Below are 20177 nucleotides of genomic sequence, written 5' to 3'. Positions count from 1 at the left end.
AAGCTTATGCCATACCTGTTTAGGAGTTTTTGTCACACCTTGTTTTAATAAATAATTTTTTACTGCAAATTCATTCCACTTATGTTAAAATTTAATTAAACAAAAATTAGTTTTTGATGAAAGAAGGAATTTGAATGACTAAAGATATCAAAGACATTACATATGCTGATTTATCAAAATTTGATCAAGATTTAATTAATACACCTGCTTCAACTGCACTGGCTCGCTCTGTTCAAGAAAATGGAGTAGTTAAAGCAAGTATGAATTATGATGCTAAACGGAGTTTAAACCGAGTATTTTCACTGGAAGTCGAAACAGGAACGGTGACTGCCCAAAAGAAAAGTGGGCGTTGCTGGTTGTTTGCAACTTTAAATACTTTGCGACATGAATTTGCTAAAAAATATAAAATGAAAGATTTTCAATTCTCTCAAAATTATAATTCCTTTTTTGATCGTTTAGAAAAAGCTAATCACTATTTAGAAGAAATTATTCGTTTAGCAGATCGTCCAGCTGATGATCGTGAATTATTGGAAGTATTAAATTGGAATGATAATGATGGTGGTCAATGGGCAAACGCTGCGGCATTAATTAATAAATATGGAGTAGTTCCTCAAAGTGTGATGCCAGAAACATTTACAAGTGATCAAACAGCCGACTTAAATTCTTCTTTGAATTTGAAATTAAGCAAAGATGCAATGGCATTAAGAGAAATGAAAGCTAATGGTAAATCGGATGATGATTTACGAGCATATAAAAAAGAAGCTTTAAGCGAAGTTTATCGAATGTTAGTATATGCATTTGGAAAACCAGTTGAAAAATTTGATTTTGAATATCGCGATGATGATAAAAAATATCATCTTGATAAAGATTTAACTCCTAAAGAATTTTATGATAAATATGTTGCTCGTGATTTTGATGATTATGTTTGTTTATTAGATGCTCCTGATCACGAAATGGGCAAAAAATATGGTCTTCCAAGCCAAGATTATATTTATGATGGAAAGCACATTGAATTTTTAAATGTAGGAACGTCTTCCTTAAAACAAGCAGTAATTGAATCATTAAAAGCGAGTGAAACAGTTTGGTTTGGTTGTGATGTTTTACAAGATTTAGATCGCCAAAAGGGTTATCTTGCACCTGAATTTTTCAAGCAAGGAGATCTTTTTAATATTGATTTGAATTTAAGTAAAAAAGAACGACTTGCATCTCGAAATGGAGAAGTTTCACATGCAATGACCTTTACAGGTGTTGATTTGGTTGATGGCAAACCAACTAAGTGGAAAGTTGAAAATTCATGGGGAGATAAAGTTGGCGATAAAGGTTATTTTATCATGAGTGATGAATGGTTTGATAAATACGTTTATGAAGTTATTGTCAACCAAAAATACATTTCAAGCGAAGCTCAAAAAATTAATGCTCAAGCTAAAACAGATTTACCTGCATGGGATTCATTACGATAATAATTGATTTAGGATTGCAACTTTAAGTTGTAATCCTTTTTTTATTTTCAATAATTTAATTAAGGTATTTTCATTAAATTAATCTTTATTTTTTCTTTTTTTTGTGTTAGCAAATTACATGCATCAAATTATTCTATGGTACAATAAGACAATGTAAGTATTGAGTTTTAACAACTTATAAAATTAATGTCATTGGGGTGAGTAATAACGTGAGAAAAGATCATCAAAACTCGCGTGAAATTAAAATTAAAGGAAATAATTCCAAATTATTACAACTGATGTCATTTGGAATTCCAGTTGTAATTTTATTAGGATATTTTATGTATCGTAAGATGTTTCCTTTTGGGGATTCATCAATTTTAACGGTTGATTTAGGACAACAATATGTTGACTTCTATTCATTTTTCAGAAATACATTGTTGCATAATTTCAGCCAATTTTTCTATTCGTTCCAAAATACTTTAGGGGGAAGTATGTGGGGAACGTGGGCATACTATTTATTTAGTCCATTTAATTTAGTTCTTTTGTTTACACCTGGAAAATGGTTAACATTTGGTGTAATGCTCATTACATTACTAAAGGTTGGATGTAGTGGTTGGACGTTTAGTAAATTATTATTAGAAGAAAAATGGCAAAAAGGTTATCTTGTGCCTGCAATGTCAATTGCATATGCATTAAACGGATTTGTAGTTGCTAACATGTTAAATGTCATGTGGTTAGATGCAATCGTCTTCTTGCCATTAATGATTCTTGGAATTGAAAATCTATTTAATAATAAGAGTAAATGGGTATATCCTGTATTTTTAGCAGTTATTTTAATTACGAATTACTATATGGGATATATGGTTTGCATTTTCTCTATTATGTATTTCATTTGGGCTTTTGTGCGGCATAGCGACAAAATTCAAAATAAATGGAAGGTTATTCGCAGCTACATTGGCCGTTCGCTATTAAGTGCTGGTTTAGCTGCCATTGTTCTTTTACCAACATTTTATGAAATTTTGGGAACAAAAGCACAACATAATACGAAAACATTTGAATGGAAGTTTGATTACTCTCCGTGGAAAATGCTACCTAAGTTTTTAGTTGGTGGATTTAACTTTGATCAAATGCCAAAGGGAACGCCAAATATTTTTGTTGGTACTTTAGTTTTAATTGGAATTATTTGTTACTTTACAAGTAAAAATATTAAAGCAAAGGAAAAAGTTGCAAGTGTAGCAGTGAGTGTATTTTTTGTAATTTCACTTTGCTATCAGCCACTTGATTTATTCTGGCATGCAATGCAATTCCCAGTATGGTACCCATACCGGTTCTCATACCTTGTATGTTTTTGGTTAATTTTACTAGCTGCACGTGGATTACTAAATGTTGAGCGATTGAGTCGCTTACAGTTAATTTTAAGTGTAATTGTTTTAGGAGGAATTGTAGAATATAGCTTCTATAACATTAAGACATTTAATTTCTTAAAGAGCAGTAATATTGTTATAAGCAGTATTATTATTGTTGGTTTTTTAATTTTACTATCAGTTCCAATGAAGAAGTGGCTAAAACTATCATTATTAGTATTAACAACTTTTGAAATGGCTGCTAATGTTGCTTTGAGTCTAAATCCAATTGATTATGTAGGACAAAGTAGTTTTACAAGTTACATTACTTCTTTAAATGAAGCTTTAAAAGATATTCGACCAGGTAAAAATCAATTTTACCGAATTGGAAAGACGTTTGAGCGCTCAAAAGATGATCCAATGCAAGCTAATTACTATGGAACTGATGAGTTTAACTCAATGTTAGATCCAAATACTTCTAACTTTATGAATAAGATTGGAAATTCATCAGGTGATAACTATACAGCATACAGTAATGGAACATTATTTACTGATTCGTTCTTAGGAATTAAGTATATGATGAATCAAACTGGACAAGAACCATCATTAACACCATATTCAACTCGACTTGATTTAGCTAATGATGCAACCGTAAAAGGAACCAATGCAGCTAATATTTATCAAAATAAAAATGTATTGGCATTAGGTTTTGCTGCAAGTGATGATATCTTGGATACTAAGTTGAAAGTTGCTGAACCAATTCAAAATCAAAATCGAATTGCTGCAGCTTTAGCTGGCGATAAAAACTTGAAATTATTTAAATCTTACAAAAATTTAAGCGTCGTTTATAGTAATTTAAAAAATGAAGGAAATAATGTTTATACTAAACTTGATAGTAATCAAGAAGCAACAATTCAAATGCCATTTACACCAACTACTAATGATCCATACTATTTAACAATTGGGCCTGCATTTAGTAATAATGCAGCAACATTTTCAATGGATGGACAAACATTAACTCAAACAAGCGATTTTAATTCGCCAATGGTCTTGAATTTAACTCCTGGAAATCAAAAGGGACAAAAGCAAACATTGACGATGACGCTTAATAATGAGAACTTACAACTTGATAGTTTTGGATTGTATTATCTTGATATGAGTAAGTATGATAAATTGATGAAACAATTAAAACAAAACGAATTAAAACTTACTCACTTTAGTGATACTAAGATTAGTGGAACAATTACGACAAAGAAAAATCAAGTATTAATGACAACTATTCCAGCACAAAAGGGATGGCGTGTAAAAGTAGACGGCAAATCAGTTAAATCTAAGACAGTTTTAGGTGAATTTTTAGCAGTACCTTTAAGTGCTGGTAAACACACAGTAACATTTACTTATCAACCACCATTCTTTATTTTGGGAACATTGATTTCAGTTGCAAGTATTGTAATCCTAATTGTTTTAATTAAAATGGATAAGAAAAATAAAAAAGATTCAAAGAAAAGTTCAAGTAAGTAATTGTTGGAAAAGTGATGGGAGTAATAGAACATGAAGGAGCCAAAGAAAAAAGGGCGAATAAAAAAGGTTTTAGTTAGTATCTTAGTGGTTTTATTAACAATAGTAGGATTAGCTCTAGTTTTTAATGAGCAAATCAAAACGTTTATTGTTAATCATATTTCAACTACCGCACTTGAAAAACCAATTGAGAAACAAAAACCGAAAAAAGGCAACTTTGATTATGATAAAGTTAAGCCGATTGATACTAAAGATGTTGCCAAGGCAGCTACATCTGATGCAGAAGGCTCAATTGGGAAAATTGCAATTCCTCAAGTAGGAATTAAGTTACCAATTTTTTATGGACTTGCACAAAATAATTTGATGCGTGGTGCAGGTACAATGAAGCCAAATGAAAAGATGGGTGAAGAAGGTAACTATGCACTTGCTGGGCACCATATGGAAGATAACAGTATTTTATTTGGCCCACTTGAAAATATTAAAACAGGTGCAAGTATTTACGTAACTGATGGTAAAAAAGTATATACGTATAAAGTAACTGATAAAAAAGTGGTAAATGAAGATCAAGTTCAATGGATTGATAATGTTGCAGGCAAAAAGTTAATTACCTTAGTAACCTGTTCATCCGGTGAACCAGGCGTTAAAACAAGAATTATTGTGCGTGGAGAACTTGAACAAACTCAGGATGCAACTAAAAAAACACTTGAAGTTTTTAATAACTAATTAAATTAAGAGGTTGTAATTTTTACAACCTCTTAATTTATGCACAAATCGTAGTTCTTTTTAAAGAAATTCATAAATAATTGTTAGTTAATTATTAAAAAGATATTTGTGATATTGTGCGTTTTTGGTTGATAATGTAAGATGATTTTGGGAGTTAACATTCGTTTTATATCGAATTAAAATGTTAAGAAATATAATTTGGAGGATATTATATTGAAAAAAGCTAAGGTTTTAATAAGTACATTAACATTAAGCGGAGTTTTGGCTGCGAGTGTTATTGGAAATGGGTCAGTTAACTTGTTTTCAGAAGATGGGATTGTGGTAAAAGCAGATACAATTTCAGACTTGGAACAACAAGTTTCCCATGCACAAGCAGAATTACAAGATGCACAACAAAACCTACAACAAGCTAATTCTGCTGTAAGTACAGCTCAACAAAATTTAACTGCAAGTAAACAAAAAGTAAGTTCGCTTGATGATGAATGGGGAAAATTAGAAAGTGAATTGCTTGTGATTGAAGATAAATACTATGCATTATCAACAGCAGAAAAAGAAAGTGATGCTGGCAAGGCGATGTATATGCAAATTGTTAATTTACAGGTAAGTATTAGCGATGTTCAGCAAAATCTTGCTAATGCTATGGATGAAAAAAATGCAGCTCAAGAAGCTCTCAGTAATGCTAAAAAAATCCAAACAGAGGCTCAACAAAAAGTTAATGATGCACAAAACGCATATGATCAAGCTGTTCAGGCATTGCAAGATGCACAACAATCGAGTTCAAATACTTCATCAAGTACAAGTAGTGAAGTAAGTTCAAGTGCAGATGTTTCATCGAGCACAAGTAATGAAGCAAGTTCTAGCTCAAATACTTCATCAAGTACAAGCGGTGAAACAAGTTCAAGTGCAAATGTTTCATCAAGTACAAGTAGTGAAGCAAACTCTAGTTCAAATACTTCATCAAGTACAAGTAGTGAAGCAAACTCTAGTTCAAATACTTCATCAAGTACAAGTGGTGAAACAAGTTCTAGCTTAAATACTTCATCAAGTACAAGTAGTGAAACAAGTTCAAGTGCAGATGTTTCATCGAGCACAAGTAGTGAAGCAAGTTCTAGCTCAAACACTTCATCAAGTACAAGCGGTGAAACAAGTTCAAGTGCAAATGTTTTACTAGAATCAAGTAATAAATCAAATGATGAATCAAAGAAAAACTCAAACGTTGCAAATACGCAAGATAGTGAAAAAATAAACACAACATCAGTTTCTTCAAATGATAGTGTTGCTTATAATAAAGATAATAGTAACCTACCTCAAATGGGTGAAAAAGTTTCTGTCCGTTCAATTTTATTGGGAACTTCTTTGCTAGCAATGGCTAGTATGGTTATCGGAATTAATCTAAGAAGAAAACGGAAGTAATTAAATTAGAAATACTTTAAATTTATAATGCCTATCTTTTAAATAGAATCATAAAATTAAATGATTAAATCGTTTTTAATAATTGCTTAATTTCTACTATGAAGCAGAAATTAAGCTTTTTTATTGCAAAATTGATTAGTATTATAAAGGTAACCTGATTTAAGTTAAATGACAATCTCATTTTTTTTTAATTTTACCATTGCGTTTTTTTAATCTGATTGATAAAATATAAAGCATAAAGTTTAAAAACGTTTATAGCATAGGTTTTGCTATAAGGTTAAAAATTAAATGTTTTTAACCCGGATTAGGAGGAAATATATTGGATACACAGCAGAAACAAGACCGAGCATTTTTCGGTCAACCGCGGGGCTTAGCAACCTTATTCTCAACTGAAATGTGGGAACGTTTTAGTTACTATGGAATGCGTGCCATTTTGCTGTTCTATATGTATTTTGCAATTAGCAAAGGCGGATTAGGTTTTAGTGAAGGCACTGCAGCCTCAATTATGTCAATTTATGGCTCTTTAGTTTATATGGCTGGTGTAGTTGGCGGATGGCTAAGTGACCGTGTTTGGGGAAGTCGAAAGACAGTTTTCCTTGGTGGTGTGTTTATTATGTTGGGACATATCGTATTGTCATTACCATTTGGAGCAGCCGCTTTATACACTTCAATTGCCTTTATTGTAGTAGGAACAGGTTTGTTAAAACCAAATGTTTCTGACATGGTTGGTGATCTTTATTCTGAAACAGACAGAAGAAGAGATGCTGGTTTTAATATTTTTGTATTTGGGATCAACTTAGGTGCTGCAATTGCTCCATGGGCAGTTCCATTCGTAGCTGAAAAGTTTGGTCATAATGGTAATATGAACTTCCATGCAGGTTTTGCATTAGCAGCAATTGGGATGTTTGCTGGTTTAATTCAATATTATTTTGATGGCAAAAAATATCTTCCAGAAGATACATTACATCCTAAAGATCCAATTAGTAAGGAAGATTTAAAACCAATTATTAAGGATGTTGTTATTGGAATTGTTGCATTAGTAGTTGTATTAGGAATCATGGGTACAACTGGTACTCTTAATATTGATAATGTCATTACTTTAATTACATTAATTGCTGTAGCCTTACCGATCATTTACTTTGTAATTATGTTACGAAGTTCAAAGGTTACTAAAGTGGAACGTTCACGTGTACGTGCTTATATTCCATTATTTATTGCAGCAGCAATTTTCTGGGCAATTGAAGAATCTGGCTCGGTTGTATTAGCTTTGTTTGCTGAGAATCGAACAGTTTTACATATTGGTTCATGGCACTTTGCAGCATCAAATTTCCAAACTTTAAATCCATTATTTATTATGATTTTAACACCTGTTTTTGTATGGTTATGGAGTCATTGGAAGAATCAACCAAGTGCACCTGGCAAATTTGCAGCTGGATTGATTTTTGCTGGATTATCATATGCTTGGATGGCATTACCTGGAATTTTAGAAGGAACTACTGGAAGAGTAAGTCCGTTTTGGCTTGTAATGTCATGGTTCATCGTTGAAATTGGTGAAATGTTAATTTCTCCAATTGGTTTATCAGTAACTACTAAACTTGCGCCAAAAGCATTTAAATCTCAAATGATGAGTATGTGGTTTTTAGCAAATGCTGCTGGTCAAGCGATTAATTCTCAAGTAGTTAAATACTACTCATCTTCAACTGAAGTTCCATATTTCTTAACAATTGGTCTTATCAGTATTGTGTTTGGAATTATTCTTTTCTTCTTTGTAAAGAAGATTCATCGCTTAATGGATGGGGTTAACTAATATTTTATAAAATCCGAATTAAAAAAACTGTAACTACACGTTACAGTTTTTTTGTCATATCTTCTATAAATTGAGTTTCACAAACAATAAGAGTTATTTTCATATGCATTTCCAGCTGATATTTGCTTATTTATGATTTATTATCATACAAAAAAGAACTTCAAATTTTGAAGTTCTTTTAATTTATACATTTAAGCCTTTTTAGTTTTTCGTTGGATCAATTTAACTATTTCAACAATTGCTACTAATAAGATCCCAGCGAAGATTACTACCATCCATTGAGGAGCAGCTAATTGAGTAACGTGGAATGTTTGGTTGAAACCAGGAACAAAGATAGTTACTCCAAGTAAAATTGTTGAAACTAAAATTGACCAGTTAAAGAATTTATTATTAAAACTGTTCTTACTGAAGATTGATCCATGTAATGATTTACAGTTAAACGCATGGAATAACTGAAGTAATCCTAAGGTTGCATATGCCATTGTTAATGCATCTGCATGGATTGCACTTGAAGTATGATGGAATGGGAAGTTAATTGCATACCAGTAAACTCCAAGAGTTAATAAACCTTCAAGTAATCCTTGATAAATAATACTTAAACCAACCCCATTTGAAAGGAAAGTTGATTTTTGTCCTCGAGGTTTTCGTTTCATAATTCCCTTTTCGCTATGTTCAAGTCCTAAAGCAATTGCAGGGAATGTGTCAGTAACAAGGTTGATCCATAAAATTTGCACTGGAGCAAAAATTGTCCAACCTAAGAATGTCATCATTGAAAGAGTTAAGACTTCACCAAGGTTAGCAGAAAGCAAGTATTGAATTGCTTTTTGAATATTAGCAAAGACTTTGCGACCTTCTTTAACAGCAACAATAATAGTTGCAAAGTTATCATCAGCTAAAACGATGTCAGAAGCGTTTTTAGATACTTCTGTACCAGTAATTCCCATACCAACGCCAATATCAGCAGTCTTCAAAGCAGGGGCATCATTAACACCGTCACCAGTCATTGCAACGATCTTACCATGAGATTGCCATGCTTTAACAATACGTACTTTGTGTTCTGGGGCAACACGTGCAAAAACAGAATACTTAGTAATGTTTTTACGTAATTCTTCATCAGACATTTGATCTAATTGGTGTCCAGTAATAACTCCTTCAGTGTCATCTGGTGAAATAATTCCTAACCGAATTGCAATTGCACGGGCAGTATCTTTATGGTCACCAGTAATCATTAATGGACGAATTCCAGCTTCTTTAGCTTCACGAACTGCATCCTTAACTTCTGGACGTTGTGGATCAATCATTCCGGTTAATCCAACAAAAATGAGATCTTCTTCATAGTTTTCAGATGTAAATGGAGCACCTGCATCTGATAACGGACGATATGCATATCCTAAAACACGTAACGCATCTTGTGCAAGTTGCTTATTAACAGCAAGGATCATTTCCTTATCATCATTTGTAAAGTCACGAACCTTACCATGATCTAAAATTTTAGTAACTCTTCTAAGTAATTCATCAACCGCACCTTTAGTCATCACGAATAAGTTATCTTGTTGGTCTTTTACGATTGCAGACATTAACTTTCGTTCAGAATCAAATGGAATTGATCCTACACGACTAAAGCTGTTTTCAACTTTTGCTACATCATCGTTATGATCATAGTAATATTGAATTAAGGCAGTTTCAGTTGGATCACCAACTAAACCATCTGGCGTTTTTTGACTATCATTAGCTAAAATCATAATTTCAGGTAATTTAGCAGTCATATCAGCATGGAAATCTTTAGCATCAATTAATTGACCATTTTCATAGAATTTTTCCACAGTCATTTTATTTTGTGTTAAAGTTCCAGTTTTATCTGAAGCGATAATTTCAGTTGTTCCTAATGTTTCAACCGCAGGAAGTTTACGGACAAGCGCTTGTCGTTTAGCCATAGTTTGTGTTCCTAAAGCTAAAGTGATGGTTACAATTGCTGGTAAACCTTCTGGGATTGCAGCTACAGCTAAGGAAATTGCTGTTAGTAACATATCTAAGAATGATTCACGTCCAGTAACTACCCCAAAGATAAAGATGACCACAGCAATTGCTAAAATTAAAACACTCAAAACCTTACTCAAGTGAGTAATATTTTTTTGCAGTGGTGTCATTGCTTTATCAACATCATCAAGCATTGAAGCAATATGTCCAACTTGAGTATTCATTCCAATTGAAGTCACAACTGCTTCGGCAGTTCCATAAGTTACATTAGTATTCATGAAACCAAGATTATGCTGTTCACCAAGTGGTTGGTTATCTTCGGTGATTACTGCTGTATTTTTTTCAACCGGAACAGATTCACCAGTTAAAGCAGCTTCTTCAATTTTCAAGTTGTGACTTGAAATCAGCCGTACATCGGCAGGAACAATATCTCCGGCTTCAAGTAAAACGATATCTCCTGGAACTAGATCTTCACTTTTAATTTGAACAACAGTTCCGTTGCGCCGTACTTTAGAAATAGGCGTCGTCATTTCTTGAAGGGCGTCAATTGCATTTTCAGCCTTCGCTTCTTGGAAAACACCAAATACAGCGTTTAATAAAACTACGACGAAAATAATTAACGCATCGGAAACTTCACCAGCAAACATTGCAACTATTGCAGCTACCATCAAAATGACGATCATCAAATCTTTAAATTGAGCGATGAACTTTTGAAGTAAAGTTGTATGTTTTTTGGCTTGAAGTACATTTTTGCCGTATTCTTCTTGGCGTTTTTGCACTTCTTGGTCAGAAAGCCCATTAGTAGAAGTGTTTAACTTCTTTAAGACTTCTTGGTCAGTCATCTGATAAAATTTCGTTTTCAATCTATATGAAAATCCTCCTTGAAATTAATATAATGATTTACACATTTAATGTATCATATCTATAACTAAAAATATATATCCATAGACAAATAATTTATTAAGATCCTTTGCAAATTAATTTTGCTTGCGGTGAATTTAAAGAGTAAAATAAGGAAGTATGTAATTATTTAGTAGGAAGTGATTATGTGGCAATTACTTTGAATAACCAAAATTTTGAAAAAGAAACTCAATCCCAATTGGTGTTAGTTGATTTTTGGGCAAATTGGTGTCAGCCATGCAAAATGTTGGATCCAATATTAGCTGATCTTGAAGATCAATTTGGCACTCAAATAAAGTTTGCCAAGGTTGATATCGAAAAAAATATGGAGTTGGCTGAAAAATTTCATATTCAAAATATTCCTGCTCAAATTTTATTTGTTAACGGTCAAGCAAAAGAAAAGGTTACTGGTTATAAGCCTAAAAAACAATTTGAAGGATATTTAAGTCAAAAAATTGTAGAATATAAAGAGGAAAATACAAATGAATAGTAAGATTAAAAATTACATCAGTGTTGCTTTTTTTGCATTTTTTGGCGGACTTTGTCGCTGTGGGTTAGGAAAACTGTGGGGCAGTAATGGTACTATTATTGCAAATTTAGTAGGATGCTTTTTATTATCATTTTTGACTTACTATGTGATTGAACGCAATTCATTACCTGAATGGTTAAATGTTGGATTAGGAACTGGATTTATTGGCTCTTTTACTACCTTTTCTTCATTTACAGTTGATTTCATAAAATTAATCAATGCACATCAAATGATACATGCATTTATATACTTAACGATTAGTATGTTTGGTGGTTTTTTATGTGTATTAGGAGCTTATAAAATAGTTACGATGATAAATAGAAAAGGTGAACTATAATGATTTGGATGATTGGTATTGGTGCGAGTGCAGGAGCATGTGTCCGGTACTTTTTAACAAATTTAATTAAAAGGAAAACACGAATTAACTTTCCGCTAGCGACCCTATTTTTGAATTTATCAGGGGCATTTGTACTAGGGACATTAGTTGGAATGAAAATTAATAATAATATTTATTCTATTATTGGAACAGGCTTTCTAGGTGGATATACCACTTTTTCAACCTTTAACACAGAGTTATTTGCAATGATTCATGATAAAAATTTATCAGGATCATTGTTGTATGGAATTATCAGTTATTTAATTGGAATTACATTTGCATTTATAGGTTTTGCACTAGGAACGTATTTTACGTCATAGTGTGTTAAGATAGTGATAAACATAAAAGGAATTTGATAAATTGGATGGTTTTTTATGAAAGTAGCGGTTCTCACGGACAGTGCAGCGATTATTGATTTACAACTAAAGGATAAGCTAAAAATAAAAATTTTACCATTGCCATTATTAGCTAATGGAAAAGCATACTATGAAAAATATTATTATGATCGGAAAAATTTATATGAAATGTTAAAACAACCGAAATCGTTTTTAACTACTGGTCAAGTTTCAACTAGTACGATTCAAGAAATGATCAACCGACTAGTTAAAAATAATTATACGGATGTGATTTGCATTCATGTAGCAAATAGCATTAGTGGATTAGGAGATAATTTACGCTCATTTGCACAAAAACAAAATCAAATTAGAATGCATATTATTGACTCATACTCATTTGGAACAGCTGAAGGAAACTTAGCAGTACTAGCAGCTCAATTAGTGGATAGTGGCGTTAGTTTAAATCAAATTAAATTAGAAGTACAAAGTGTACGAAGTCAATCCCAAACATTGATTATTATGAAAAATTTGAATCATTTAGCGACTTTAGGGTATGTAAAAAATGGACTTTCAATGATGGGAAAAGCACTTTTTAAACCGAAAACATTAATGAATTTTGGCGATAATGGAAGACTTCAAGTAATCAACACATATGCACAATTAAATCGGTTATTTCGAGCAATTCGATGGCAAATTGCACCTGCTTATCAAGAGATGACGGGAGAATTAAGAATCGAAATTACAGTAGTTCGAACTGTACAAAATGATCGTTTCATTGGAAGGTTATTATCTGGATTGCAACGCGTTTTTCCGGTTGCTAAAATTCAATTACACGATATGCCTTTATCGATGATTGGTCAAATTGGAAAAGAAAGTATTGTGATTAGTTGGAATTAAAGACTGCAATTTGCGGTCTTATTTTTATTTTCTAATAAAAATGATTAACTTATCCATGTTCATGGTATACTAAACAGCAGAGTGGTTCGCGAAAATCCCACTAAAAAAAACTAGAAAGAGGTCGATATTTGTGAAAACAAAATCTCAAAGTAAATTTATCTTAATGAATTTAACTAAAACAGCAATTGTTGCTGCATTGTATGTGGCAGTTACTCTAGTTTGTGCGCCAATTAGTTATGGCAGTATTCAGATGAGATTATCTGAAATTTTTAATAATCTTGCCATATTTAATAAGCGTTATATTTGGGCACTTACAATCGGATGTGCAATTGCAAATTGTTTTTCTCCATTAGGGATCATTGATGTAATTTTTGGTTCTTTAGGAACATTTTTAATGACAGGACTAAGTTATTTATTAAGTAAACATGTTAAATCTACTACTGGGAAACTAATCATTGCAGTGGTAGTTTGTACATTAATGACATGGACAGTTGCTTTAGAATTAAAATATGTAAATCACTTACCATTTTGGCCAACTTACTTAACGGTGGCAATTGGTGAATTGATTTCAATGACAGTTGGAGCAATTATTATTGGAATTTTAAGTAAACGAATTGATTTAACAAAGTAAGGAGTATTTTAAATGACTTTTGAAGAAATTTTACCTGAATTAAAAAAAGGCAAAAAAGCAGTACGAACAAATTGGGGTGGTTCTGAAGAATACATTTTTGTGGTTAAGGATGACACTTTAAATGGTGAAAAAATCAATCCATACTTGATGATTAAAACTAAAGAAGAACCTTCCTTATCACAATTCATGCCTACTTCGTGTGATGTCCTTGCAAATGATTGGAAGTTAGTAGATTAATGAATTTATATCCAGAATTTGAAAATCAAAATGTCATTATTACTGGTGTGGCTTCAGGAATTGGATTGGCACAAGCACAAAAATTTTTAGCAGCTAAAGCACATGTTTTTGGTGCTGATATTCAGCAAAATGAACAGATTAATGCGTTGAAAACCAATTCAAAATTCCACTTTAATCAGTGCGATGTGCGTGATAAAAATCAGATTGAAAAATGGTTAAGACCACTTTTAATAGACCGAAAAATTGATATCTTAATCAATACTGCTGGTATTTTAGATGGTTTTGCTCCAACGCTTGAAACAAGTGAACAACTTTGGGACGACATTTTTAATACTAATTTAAAAAGTATTTTTCGTATTACCAATTTGATTTTGCCACAAATGATAGAAAAAAAGGCAGGCACGATCATTAATATGGCATCAATTGCCGGAATGGTAGCAGGTGGTGGCGGGGCTGCTTATACAGCAGCCAAAAGTGGAATTATTGGTTATACAAAGCAATTAGACTATGATTATGCAGCCTTCGGCATCCGAGCAAATTGCATTGCACCTGGCGCAATTGAAACTCCGATGAATAAATCTGATTTTGAAGGTGATGCACAAATGGCGAAATGGGTTGCAGAACAAACTCCTGCCAAAAGATGGGCTAAACCTGAAGAAGTTGCCGATTTAACATTGTTTCTAGCTAGTCCTCGTGCTGATTATATTCATGGAGCAGCAGTTCCAATTGATGGCGGATGGATTGAAAAATAAAAAATGAGGCTGTGATTATTCACGGTCTCATTTTTTATAAAAGCTATTTATATGAAGCAATCTCAATTAAATTTTGATCATTATCAGTAACGTAAAGCGAAGTCATTTCACCTTCAGATCCTAGTTTTTTAATTGGTCCAGCAACAATGCTGACAAAGTAACTTTTTAAATGATTTTCAACGTCACTAATTTTATCACCAACAACAATGCATAAATCAGCTGAACCAGCAGTTGGATTTTTAGCTTTTAAGTTCGTTGAGCGATCAACCTTTTGCAATCGAATTAATTGATGACCACAACGTAAAGTAGTTACTTCACTTGTAGTTTGTTCACTGATGATTGGCATATCAAAAGTTTCATGATAAAAACGAGTGGCTTTAGCAATGTCACTGACAGTTAATACAATATGATCTAATCGTTTTACCCGCATCAAGATTACCCTTCCTTCAATTTAAATCATTATTAATTATACTTATTTTTGAAGAACAATGAAATATTTTGAATAAATCTTTTATTTGAAAATAATTTGCTGTAAAATAGAGAAAGCGATTACTTTTATATAGAATTGGAGTTATAAAAATGAAAAAAATGTATGGAGCAATTGAAGCTGGCGGAACAAAATTTGTTTGCGCTGTAAGTGATGAAGATTTAAATATTGTAAAACGAGTTAAAATTCCAACAACAGTCCCTGAAGAAACGATGGTAGAAGTTTTTAAATTTTTTGAAGAAAATCCAGTTGAAGCAATTGGAATTGGCTCATTTGGACCAATTGATGTAAACAAAAAATCTGGTACATATGGTTATATTACAACTACTCCTAAAAAAGGTTGGGCTAACTATGATTTTTTAGGTGAAATGAAGAAACGTTTTGACGTACCTTATGTATGGACAACTGACGTAAATGTAGCTGCATATGGTGAATTGAAAAAAGGTGCAGCTAAAGGTGATGAAAGTTGTGTTTATTTAACCGTTGGTACCGGCGTTGGTGGCGGTGGTGTTGTTAATGGGAAGTTACTTGAAGGATATGGTCATCCAGAAATGGGACACATTATGTTACGCCGTCATCCAGAAGACACATTTGAAGGATTGTGTCCATATCACCATGATTGCTTAGAAGGAATGACCGCTGGTCCTGCAATTGAAGCACGTCATCATGGAGTTAAGGCATATGAAATTCCAAAAGATGATAAAGATTGGGAAATCGTTGCTTACTATCTTGCACAAGCCTGCATGGATTATACATTGATTTTATCACCAGAACGGATTATTTTTGGTGGTGGTGTTTCTAAACAAGAACAACTTTTCCCATTAATTCGTAAAGAATTTGAAAAGTTAATGAACGGTTACGTTAAAACTCCTGCTTTGGGTGAATATATTGTGCATTGTGCTTTAGGTGATGATGCTGGAATTACTGGCTGCTTATTACTTGCTAAAGAAGAGGCACAAAAAAATAATAAATAAAGCATCTTTTTGAGGTGAATTAATTTGAGGCTATGATTTTTATCACAGCCTCTTTTAATAAAAGGAAGTGACGAAATGCCAAAAGCAAAATATTTAGCAATTTTTAATGAAATCAAAAATCGAATTAAGAGTGGGCAATATCCGGCTGGAGAGGCAATTCCAGATCAAAATGCACTTTCACGTGAATTTAAAACTAGCCGAATGACCGTCAAAAAGGCGCTTGATATGCTATCTTATGAAGGATACATTTATTCACAACGAGGATCAGGGACTTATGTGCGTCAAGATGCAGATCAACAACGGGATGCACTACCATTAAATGAATACGAAGGATTGACAGAAGAATTAGGAGATCATATTAAAAGTCAAGTAACTTTATTTGATATTCATTTTCCTAGCCGATTTTTATGTGAAAAATTACATATAAAGGATACCAATCCAGTGTATGAAATTAAAAGACTAAGAATTGTTGATGATGAGCCATATGTTTTTGAACATACTTTTATTCCAGAAAAATTAGTTCCAAATTTAAATCAGAAAATATTAAATGGATCATTATATCGTTACATAAAAAAGAATTTGGGATTAAAAATAGGAAGTGCTTTTCGAAAAATTTCTGCTGAAAAAACCACTGAAGATGATTGTAAATATTTAAAAGCAAATGAAGATGATCCAATTTTACAAGTTGCTCAAATTGTTTACTTAGAAAATGGTATTCCATTAGAATACTCAATTAATCGTCATCCTTATAATGGGGAACATTCATATACGATTTTAGATATGAAAAAATAAAGGCTGTGTTTTAGAACACAGTCTTTATTTAATAATTATGATTTAAAATGTTTTCCGATGGGTTGCTGGTCGTCATGATGATTAGCATCATTGTCATGAAACGCTTTTAAGTCAGCGGGATCAAAATGAGCACCGTGAATGCGTTCTTCAGTTTGAAGTTCAAAATCAGTTGCCGGCTCTAAAATGATCTCTTCATGTTCAACATGATCTTCTTCGTTTTCATCATTTGTTCCCAAAATAATTGTAAGCAATCCAGTTTTCTTCAATAAGAAGAAGTATGCGGCTGCAAAAGCAACTCCAATTACTATACAGTAGATAAACGCAGTGATTTTAGATTGAGGTACAAAGAATAATTTTATAATGCGATTAATGACAAATGTGATTGCAAGTAAAATTAGATTAATTTTTAAAATCTTAGATGCATATCGTAATTGTCCTGGTTGAATATATTCACGCCGAAGCATTAAGTAAACATTTAAGGTTACTAGTCCAAATGCAATTGAACTTGCAAGAGTTGGACCAAATGCACCGAAGAAGTAGATTGCTGGAGTTTGTAAAGCTAATTTTAAAACCATTCCAACGAAAAATTGCTTAACTGCATAACGTTGATATCCCATTGATTGAACTGCCGTAAAGAAATTAATGAATAAGGCAAGTATAATACTATTAACTAAAGCAAAGGACATCAATTCAGCACCTAGTTCTTGAAAATCAAAGAAAATTCCATTAACTTCCCATGACAAAATTGAAAGTAAAAGAGAAGCGGGGATTAAACAAGTTAAGTTTAACTCAATATTTTGTGACAATATATTACCTGTTTTACTTCGACTTTGTTTTTGAGCAAGAAGCGGTAAGGATGTTTCTGAAATCGCAGTTGTTAGTGAAATTACTACAGCCGTAATTTTATTAGGGTTAGCTGAGAAATAAGTAAATAAATCACGTGCGGTTGTAAGTGGCATGCCCATTAAATCACTTGCAGTTGTTTTAAAAGTCAATTGATCAATAAATTGGAAGATAGTGATTGCAGAACCAATTACAACAAAAGGAATCGCATCCTGAATGATGTTTTTAAAAATTGTAGGGATATGATCATTATCTGCAGGTAAACTAACATCATACATTTCTTCATATTCAGCCCTTTTTTTTAGTGCATGATATGCAAGATAAATTAAACTAAAAATTGCTCCAATAAATGCAGCAAGCGTGCTATAATTAACTGCTTTTAAGTAACTTCCATGCATTACTTCCATAATAACGAAAGTAGTTGCAATAATAAAAATAACCCGGGTTAATTGTTCCCATAGTTGTGAAATTCCATATGGTTGCATATCAGAATTTCCTTGGAAAAAGCCTCGAATCAAACTCATTGGTGGCAAAATTACTAATGCAGGTACACAGAAACGAATTGTTGTAGTGGTAGCTGCAACTGAAACAACTGGACTAGTTGAAGCGATCCAAGGAGCTGCAAACCAAAATAAAATTCCAGAAACAATTCCCATTCCAAGCATTACTAACATCCCATACTTGAATACCCGTAAACTATTGCGGAATTTATTTTCACTATTATATTCAGCGATTTGACGCGCAATTGATGACGGAAATCCTGATTGACTCAGTACAAGAAAAAGTGCATATGGTGTATATGCAGAGTTAAAGATTGCTTGAGCAGCATTACGTTGACTTAAACTACCCATCATCATTAACCATGGAATTAAGTAGATGATTCCAAGTACCCGTGAAAGAATACTGCCCATCATCATCCAAAAACTTCCAGACAATAATTTTTTCTTCATGTAAATACTCTCCAATACTATATAAACATAAATAGTTTACCACGTTTAGAAATAAATTGAAGAAGAAAAAGTGAATTTTAATATAGTATTTAAGTAAGAAAACGATTCAATAAAAAAGATGTGACTAAACTTTTAAAAGAAGCTTGTCACACCTTCACTTTTTCACCAACACATTATTCAAATTCGTTTTGTTCAACATCACTTAAAAATTTTCTTAAGTGAGCAAAGTAAACTGGAGCATTATCTATCATATGATGATGGCCGCCACCAGGAGTAGTTTCTAAGCGAGCGTGTGGAATATCTTGTGCCATTCGCCGAGCAGAAGATAATGGCATAGTTTCGTGTTCACCAAATGTTAAAAGTGTAGGAACAACGATATCTTTAATGCGATCACGAATATCCCATTCTTTTAATTTACCAGTAACCACAAATTCATTATTTCCTTGAAAGGCATTATATACTGGAGTAGCCATTGTTGTAACTAAATGGCGAATTTGTTCAGGTTGCTTACGATCAACATATTCACGGTTTAAAATGTCAACATATTTTTGATAACGTGGATTATCAAGATTATTAGTTGCTTCACATTCTTTCATGTAAGCAATTTCTGTTGGAGTAAGTGTTTTTTCGCGCAGATAATTAATATGTTCCAAATATTCATTGATGTTGTCGACCATTGATGAGATAATTAATCCTTTAAGATGTTGACCGTATTTGAGTGCATACATCATTGCTAATGCACCGCCCCAAGATTGTCCAATTAAGTAAAAATTATCTAAGCCTAATTTTTGACGCACTTCTTCAACTTCTTCAAGATAGTATTCGTATGTAAGATACTTATTTGCAATTTGTGGATTAGAGTAATCAGGTTGGTCAGAATACCAGGAACCAAGTTGATCATACATAGTAACTTGGACACCAAGATCTGCAAGTTCTTCACCAAAGTTTTCCCAATATTCATGATTTCCTCCAGGTCCGCCGTGTAAACAAAGTAGTTTAATATCTCCTTGTCCGCTTGTATGTGTCCAAAGATGATAGCCATTGTCTAATGTAATAATTTTAGTGCCTTCACGCATTTTCTCACCCTATTTCTTCATAAATTAATTTCATTGTAGCACTATTCTAAGCTTTTACCCAAATTTAATAAAAAGATGGTTAATCTAAATAGTTATTTATTTTTGATATATAATAAGTGTATGGAAAAAGATGAAATGTGACGTTAATGGGCGGAGTTATTTTCAAAAAACTAGT

Annotated in this window: 18 protein-coding genes and 1 riboswitch; of the genes, 14 read left to right on the top strand and 4 right to left on the bottom strand. The window is 32.6% G+C overall.

Going from position 1 to position 20177, the window contains the following annotated elements:
* The first annotated feature begins 134 nt into the window (after positions 1 to 134).
* From ACWCL1_RS00500 to ACWCL1_RS00480, 5 genes are all read left to right on the top strand, one after another.
* Entirely contained in the window at positions 135 to 1460 is a 1326-nt protein-coding gene (locus ACWCL1_RS00500) for an aminopeptidase C (RefSeq protein WP_454544968.1), read from the top strand.
* 209 nt (positions 1461 to 1669) lie between these two features.
* On the top strand, positions 1670 to 4306 hold the full coding sequence (locus tag ACWCL1_RS00495) for a YfhO family protein (RefSeq protein WP_454544967.1): 2637 nt from the start codon (positions 1670 to 1672) through the stop codon (positions 4304 to 4306).
* A gap of 30 nt (positions 4307 to 4336) precedes the next feature.
* On the top strand, positions 4337 to 5026 hold the full coding sequence (locus ACWCL1_RS00490) for a class A sortase (RefSeq protein ID WP_454544966.1): 690 nt from the start codon (positions 4337 to 4339) through the stop codon (positions 5024 to 5026).
* 213 nt (positions 5027 to 5239) lie between these two features.
* Positions 5240 to 6439: a hypothetical protein gene (locus ACWCL1_RS00485; RefSeq protein WP_454544965.1), complete on the top strand. Its 1200-nt coding sequence runs from the start codon at positions 5240 to 5242 to the stop codon at positions 6437 to 6439.
* Positions 6440 to 6758: 319 nt separating this feature from the next.
* The gene (locus ACWCL1_RS00480) at positions 6759 to 8246 is read left to right on the top strand and encodes a peptide MFS transporter (RefSeq protein WP_454544964.1); all 1488 of its coding nucleotides are present in this window, start codon (positions 6759 to 6761) and stop codon (positions 8244 to 8246) included.
* Between the two features lie 191 nt (positions 8247 to 8437).
* Here ACWCL1_RS00480 and ACWCL1_RS00475 read toward each other — a convergent pair whose 3' ends face one another.
* Entirely contained in the window at positions 8438 to 11086 is a 2649-nt protein-coding gene (locus ACWCL1_RS00475) for a calcium-translocating P-type ATPase, PMCA-type (protein WP_454544963.1), read from the bottom strand.
* Positions 11087 to 11271: 185 nt separating this feature from the next.
* Here ACWCL1_RS00475 and trxA point away from each other — a divergent pair, with 185 nt between their 5' ends.
* The 7 genes from trxA to ACWCL1_RS00440 all read left to right on the top strand — a co-directional run bounded on the left by trxA (position 11272) and on the right by ACWCL1_RS00440 (position 14880).
* Entirely contained in the window at positions 11272 to 11613 is a 342-nt protein-coding gene (trxA, locus tag ACWCL1_RS00470; protein WP_454544962.1) for a thioredoxin, read from the top strand.
* A complete protein-coding gene (locus ACWCL1_RS00465) occupies positions 11606 to 11989 on the top strand; it encodes a fluoride efflux transporter FluC (protein ID WP_454544961.1) in 384 nt (127 codons plus the stop codon). The genes trxA and ACWCL1_RS00465 overlap by 8 nt, the downstream gene beginning before the upstream one ends.
* Positions 11989 to 12348, top strand: coding sequence for a fluoride efflux transporter CrcB (crcB, locus tag ACWCL1_RS00460; protein ID WP_454544960.1), 360 nt, complete (start codon positions 11989 to 11991; stop codon positions 12346 to 12348). The genes ACWCL1_RS00465 and crcB overlap by 1 nt, the downstream gene beginning before the upstream one ends.
* A 54-nt stretch (positions 12349 to 12402) precedes the next feature.
* On the top strand, positions 12403 to 13260 hold the full coding sequence (locus ACWCL1_RS00455) for a DegV family protein (protein ID WP_454544959.1): 858 nt from the start codon (positions 12403 to 12405) through the stop codon (positions 13258 to 13260).
* A gap of 75 nt (positions 13261 to 13335) precedes the next feature.
* Positions 13336 to 13380: riboswitch (PreQ1 riboswitch) on the top strand.
* A 43-nt stretch (positions 13381 to 13423) separates the two neighbouring features.
* Positions 13424 to 13891: a QueT transporter family protein gene (locus tag ACWCL1_RS00450; protein ID WP_454545237.1), complete on the top strand. Its 468-nt coding sequence runs from the start codon at positions 13424 to 13426 to the stop codon at positions 13889 to 13891.
* Between the two features lie 12 nt (positions 13892 to 13903).
* Positions 13904 to 14128: a DUF2829 domain-containing protein gene (locus tag ACWCL1_RS00445; protein ID WP_454544958.1), complete on the top strand. Its 225-nt coding sequence runs from the start codon at positions 13904 to 13906 to the stop codon at positions 14126 to 14128.
* Complete coding sequence (locus ACWCL1_RS00440) at positions 14128 to 14880, top strand: 3-oxoacyl-ACP reductase (protein WP_454544957.1); 753 nt, start codon at positions 14128 to 14130, stop codon at positions 14878 to 14880. Before ACWCL1_RS00445 ends, ACWCL1_RS00440 begins: the two co-directional genes overlap by 1 nt.
* 43 nt (positions 14881 to 14923) lie before the next feature.
* On the opposite strand, the gene ACWCL1_RS00435 is transcribed toward ACWCL1_RS00440, so the two are convergent.
* Positions 14924 to 15310 (bottom strand): VOC family protein, encoded by a 387-nt coding sequence (locus ACWCL1_RS00435; protein ID WP_454544956.1) that lies wholly within the window; start codon positions 15308 to 15310, stop codon positions 14924 to 14926.
* Positions 15311 to 15459: 149 nt separating this feature from the next.
* On the opposite strand from ACWCL1_RS00435, the gene ACWCL1_RS00430 reads away from it, so the two are divergent.
* Together ACWCL1_RS00430 and ACWCL1_RS00425 are read left to right on the top strand one after the other, a co-directional pair.
* Positions 15460 to 16341 carry an ROK family protein gene (locus tag ACWCL1_RS00430; RefSeq protein ID WP_454544955.1) on the top strand — a complete coding sequence of 294 codons (882 nt, stop codon included), beginning with the start codon at positions 15460 to 15462 and terminating at the stop codon, positions 16339 to 16341.
* Between the two features lie 75 nt (positions 16342 to 16416).
* A complete protein-coding gene (locus ACWCL1_RS00425) occupies positions 16417 to 17133 on the top strand; it encodes a GntR family transcriptional regulator (RefSeq protein WP_454544954.1) in 717 nt (238 codons plus the stop codon).
* 35 nt (positions 17134 to 17168) lie between these two features.
* Here ACWCL1_RS00425 and ACWCL1_RS00420 read toward each other — a convergent pair whose 3' ends face one another.
* Both ACWCL1_RS00420 and ACWCL1_RS00415 read right to left on the bottom strand, forming a co-directional pair.
* Positions 17169 to 18926, bottom strand: a complete 1758-nt coding sequence (locus tag ACWCL1_RS00420) for a putative polysaccharide biosynthesis protein (protein WP_454544953.1) — start codon at positions 18924 to 18926, stop codon at positions 17169 to 17171.
* A gap of 173 nt (positions 18927 to 19099) precedes the next feature.
* Positions 19100 to 20002, bottom strand: a complete 903-nt coding sequence (locus ACWCL1_RS00415) for a proline-specific peptidase family protein (RefSeq protein ID WP_454544952.1) — start codon at positions 20000 to 20002, stop codon at positions 19100 to 19102.
* Positions 20003 to 20177: the final 175 nt, after the last annotated feature.

Source organism: Ligilactobacillus sp. LYQ135 (assembly GCF_053711055.1).
This window is presented reverse-complemented; position numbering and strand designations above follow the sequence as displayed.

Coding starts and splice junctions, on each gene's coding strand:
- ACWCL1_RS00435 (WP_454544956.1), bottom strand. CDS start 15,310: ATGCGGGTAAAACGATTAGATCATATTGTATTAACTGTCAGTGACATT.
- ACWCL1_RS00465 (WP_454544961.1), top strand. CDS start 11,606: ATGAATAGTAAGATTAAAAATTACATCAGTGTTGCTTTTTTTGCATTT.
- ACWCL1_RS00420 (WP_454544953.1), bottom strand. CDS start 18,926: ATGAAGAAAAAATTATTGTCTGGAAGTTTTTGGATGATGATGGGCAGT.
- ACWCL1_RS00445 (WP_454544958.1), top strand. CDS start 13,904: ATGACTTTTGAAGAAATTTTACCTGAATTAAAAAAAGGCAAAAAAGCA.
- ACWCL1_RS00450 (WP_454545237.1), top strand. CDS start 13,424: ATGAATTTAACTAAAACAGCAATTGTTGCTGCATTGTATGTGGCAGTT.
- ACWCL1_RS00440 (WP_454544957.1), top strand. CDS start 14,128: ATGAATTTATATCCAGAATTTGAAAATCAAAATGTCATTATTACTGGT.
- ACWCL1_RS00455 (WP_454544959.1), top strand. CDS start 12,403: ATGAAAGTAGCGGTTCTCACGGACAGTGCAGCGATTATTGATTTACAA.
- ACWCL1_RS00425 (WP_454544954.1), top strand. CDS start 16,417: ATGCCAAAAGCAAAATATTTAGCAATTTTTAATGAAATCAAAAATCGA.
- ACWCL1_RS00490 (WP_454544966.1), top strand. CDS start 4,337: ATGAAGGAGCCAAAGAAAAAAGGGCGAATAAAAAAGGTTTTAGTTAGT.
- ACWCL1_RS00500 (WP_454544968.1), top strand. CDS start 135: ATGACTAAAGATATCAAAGACATTACATATGCTGATTTATCAAAATTT.
- crcB (WP_454544960.1), top strand. CDS start 11,989: ATGATTTGGATGATTGGTATTGGTGCGAGTGCAGGAGCATGTGTCCGG.
- ACWCL1_RS00430 (WP_454544955.1), top strand. CDS start 15,460: ATGAAAAAAATGTATGGAGCAATTGAAGCTGGCGGAACAAAATTTGTT.
- ACWCL1_RS00415 (WP_454544952.1), bottom strand. CDS start 20,002: ATGCGTGAAGGCACTAAAATTATTACATTAGACAATGGCTATCATCTT.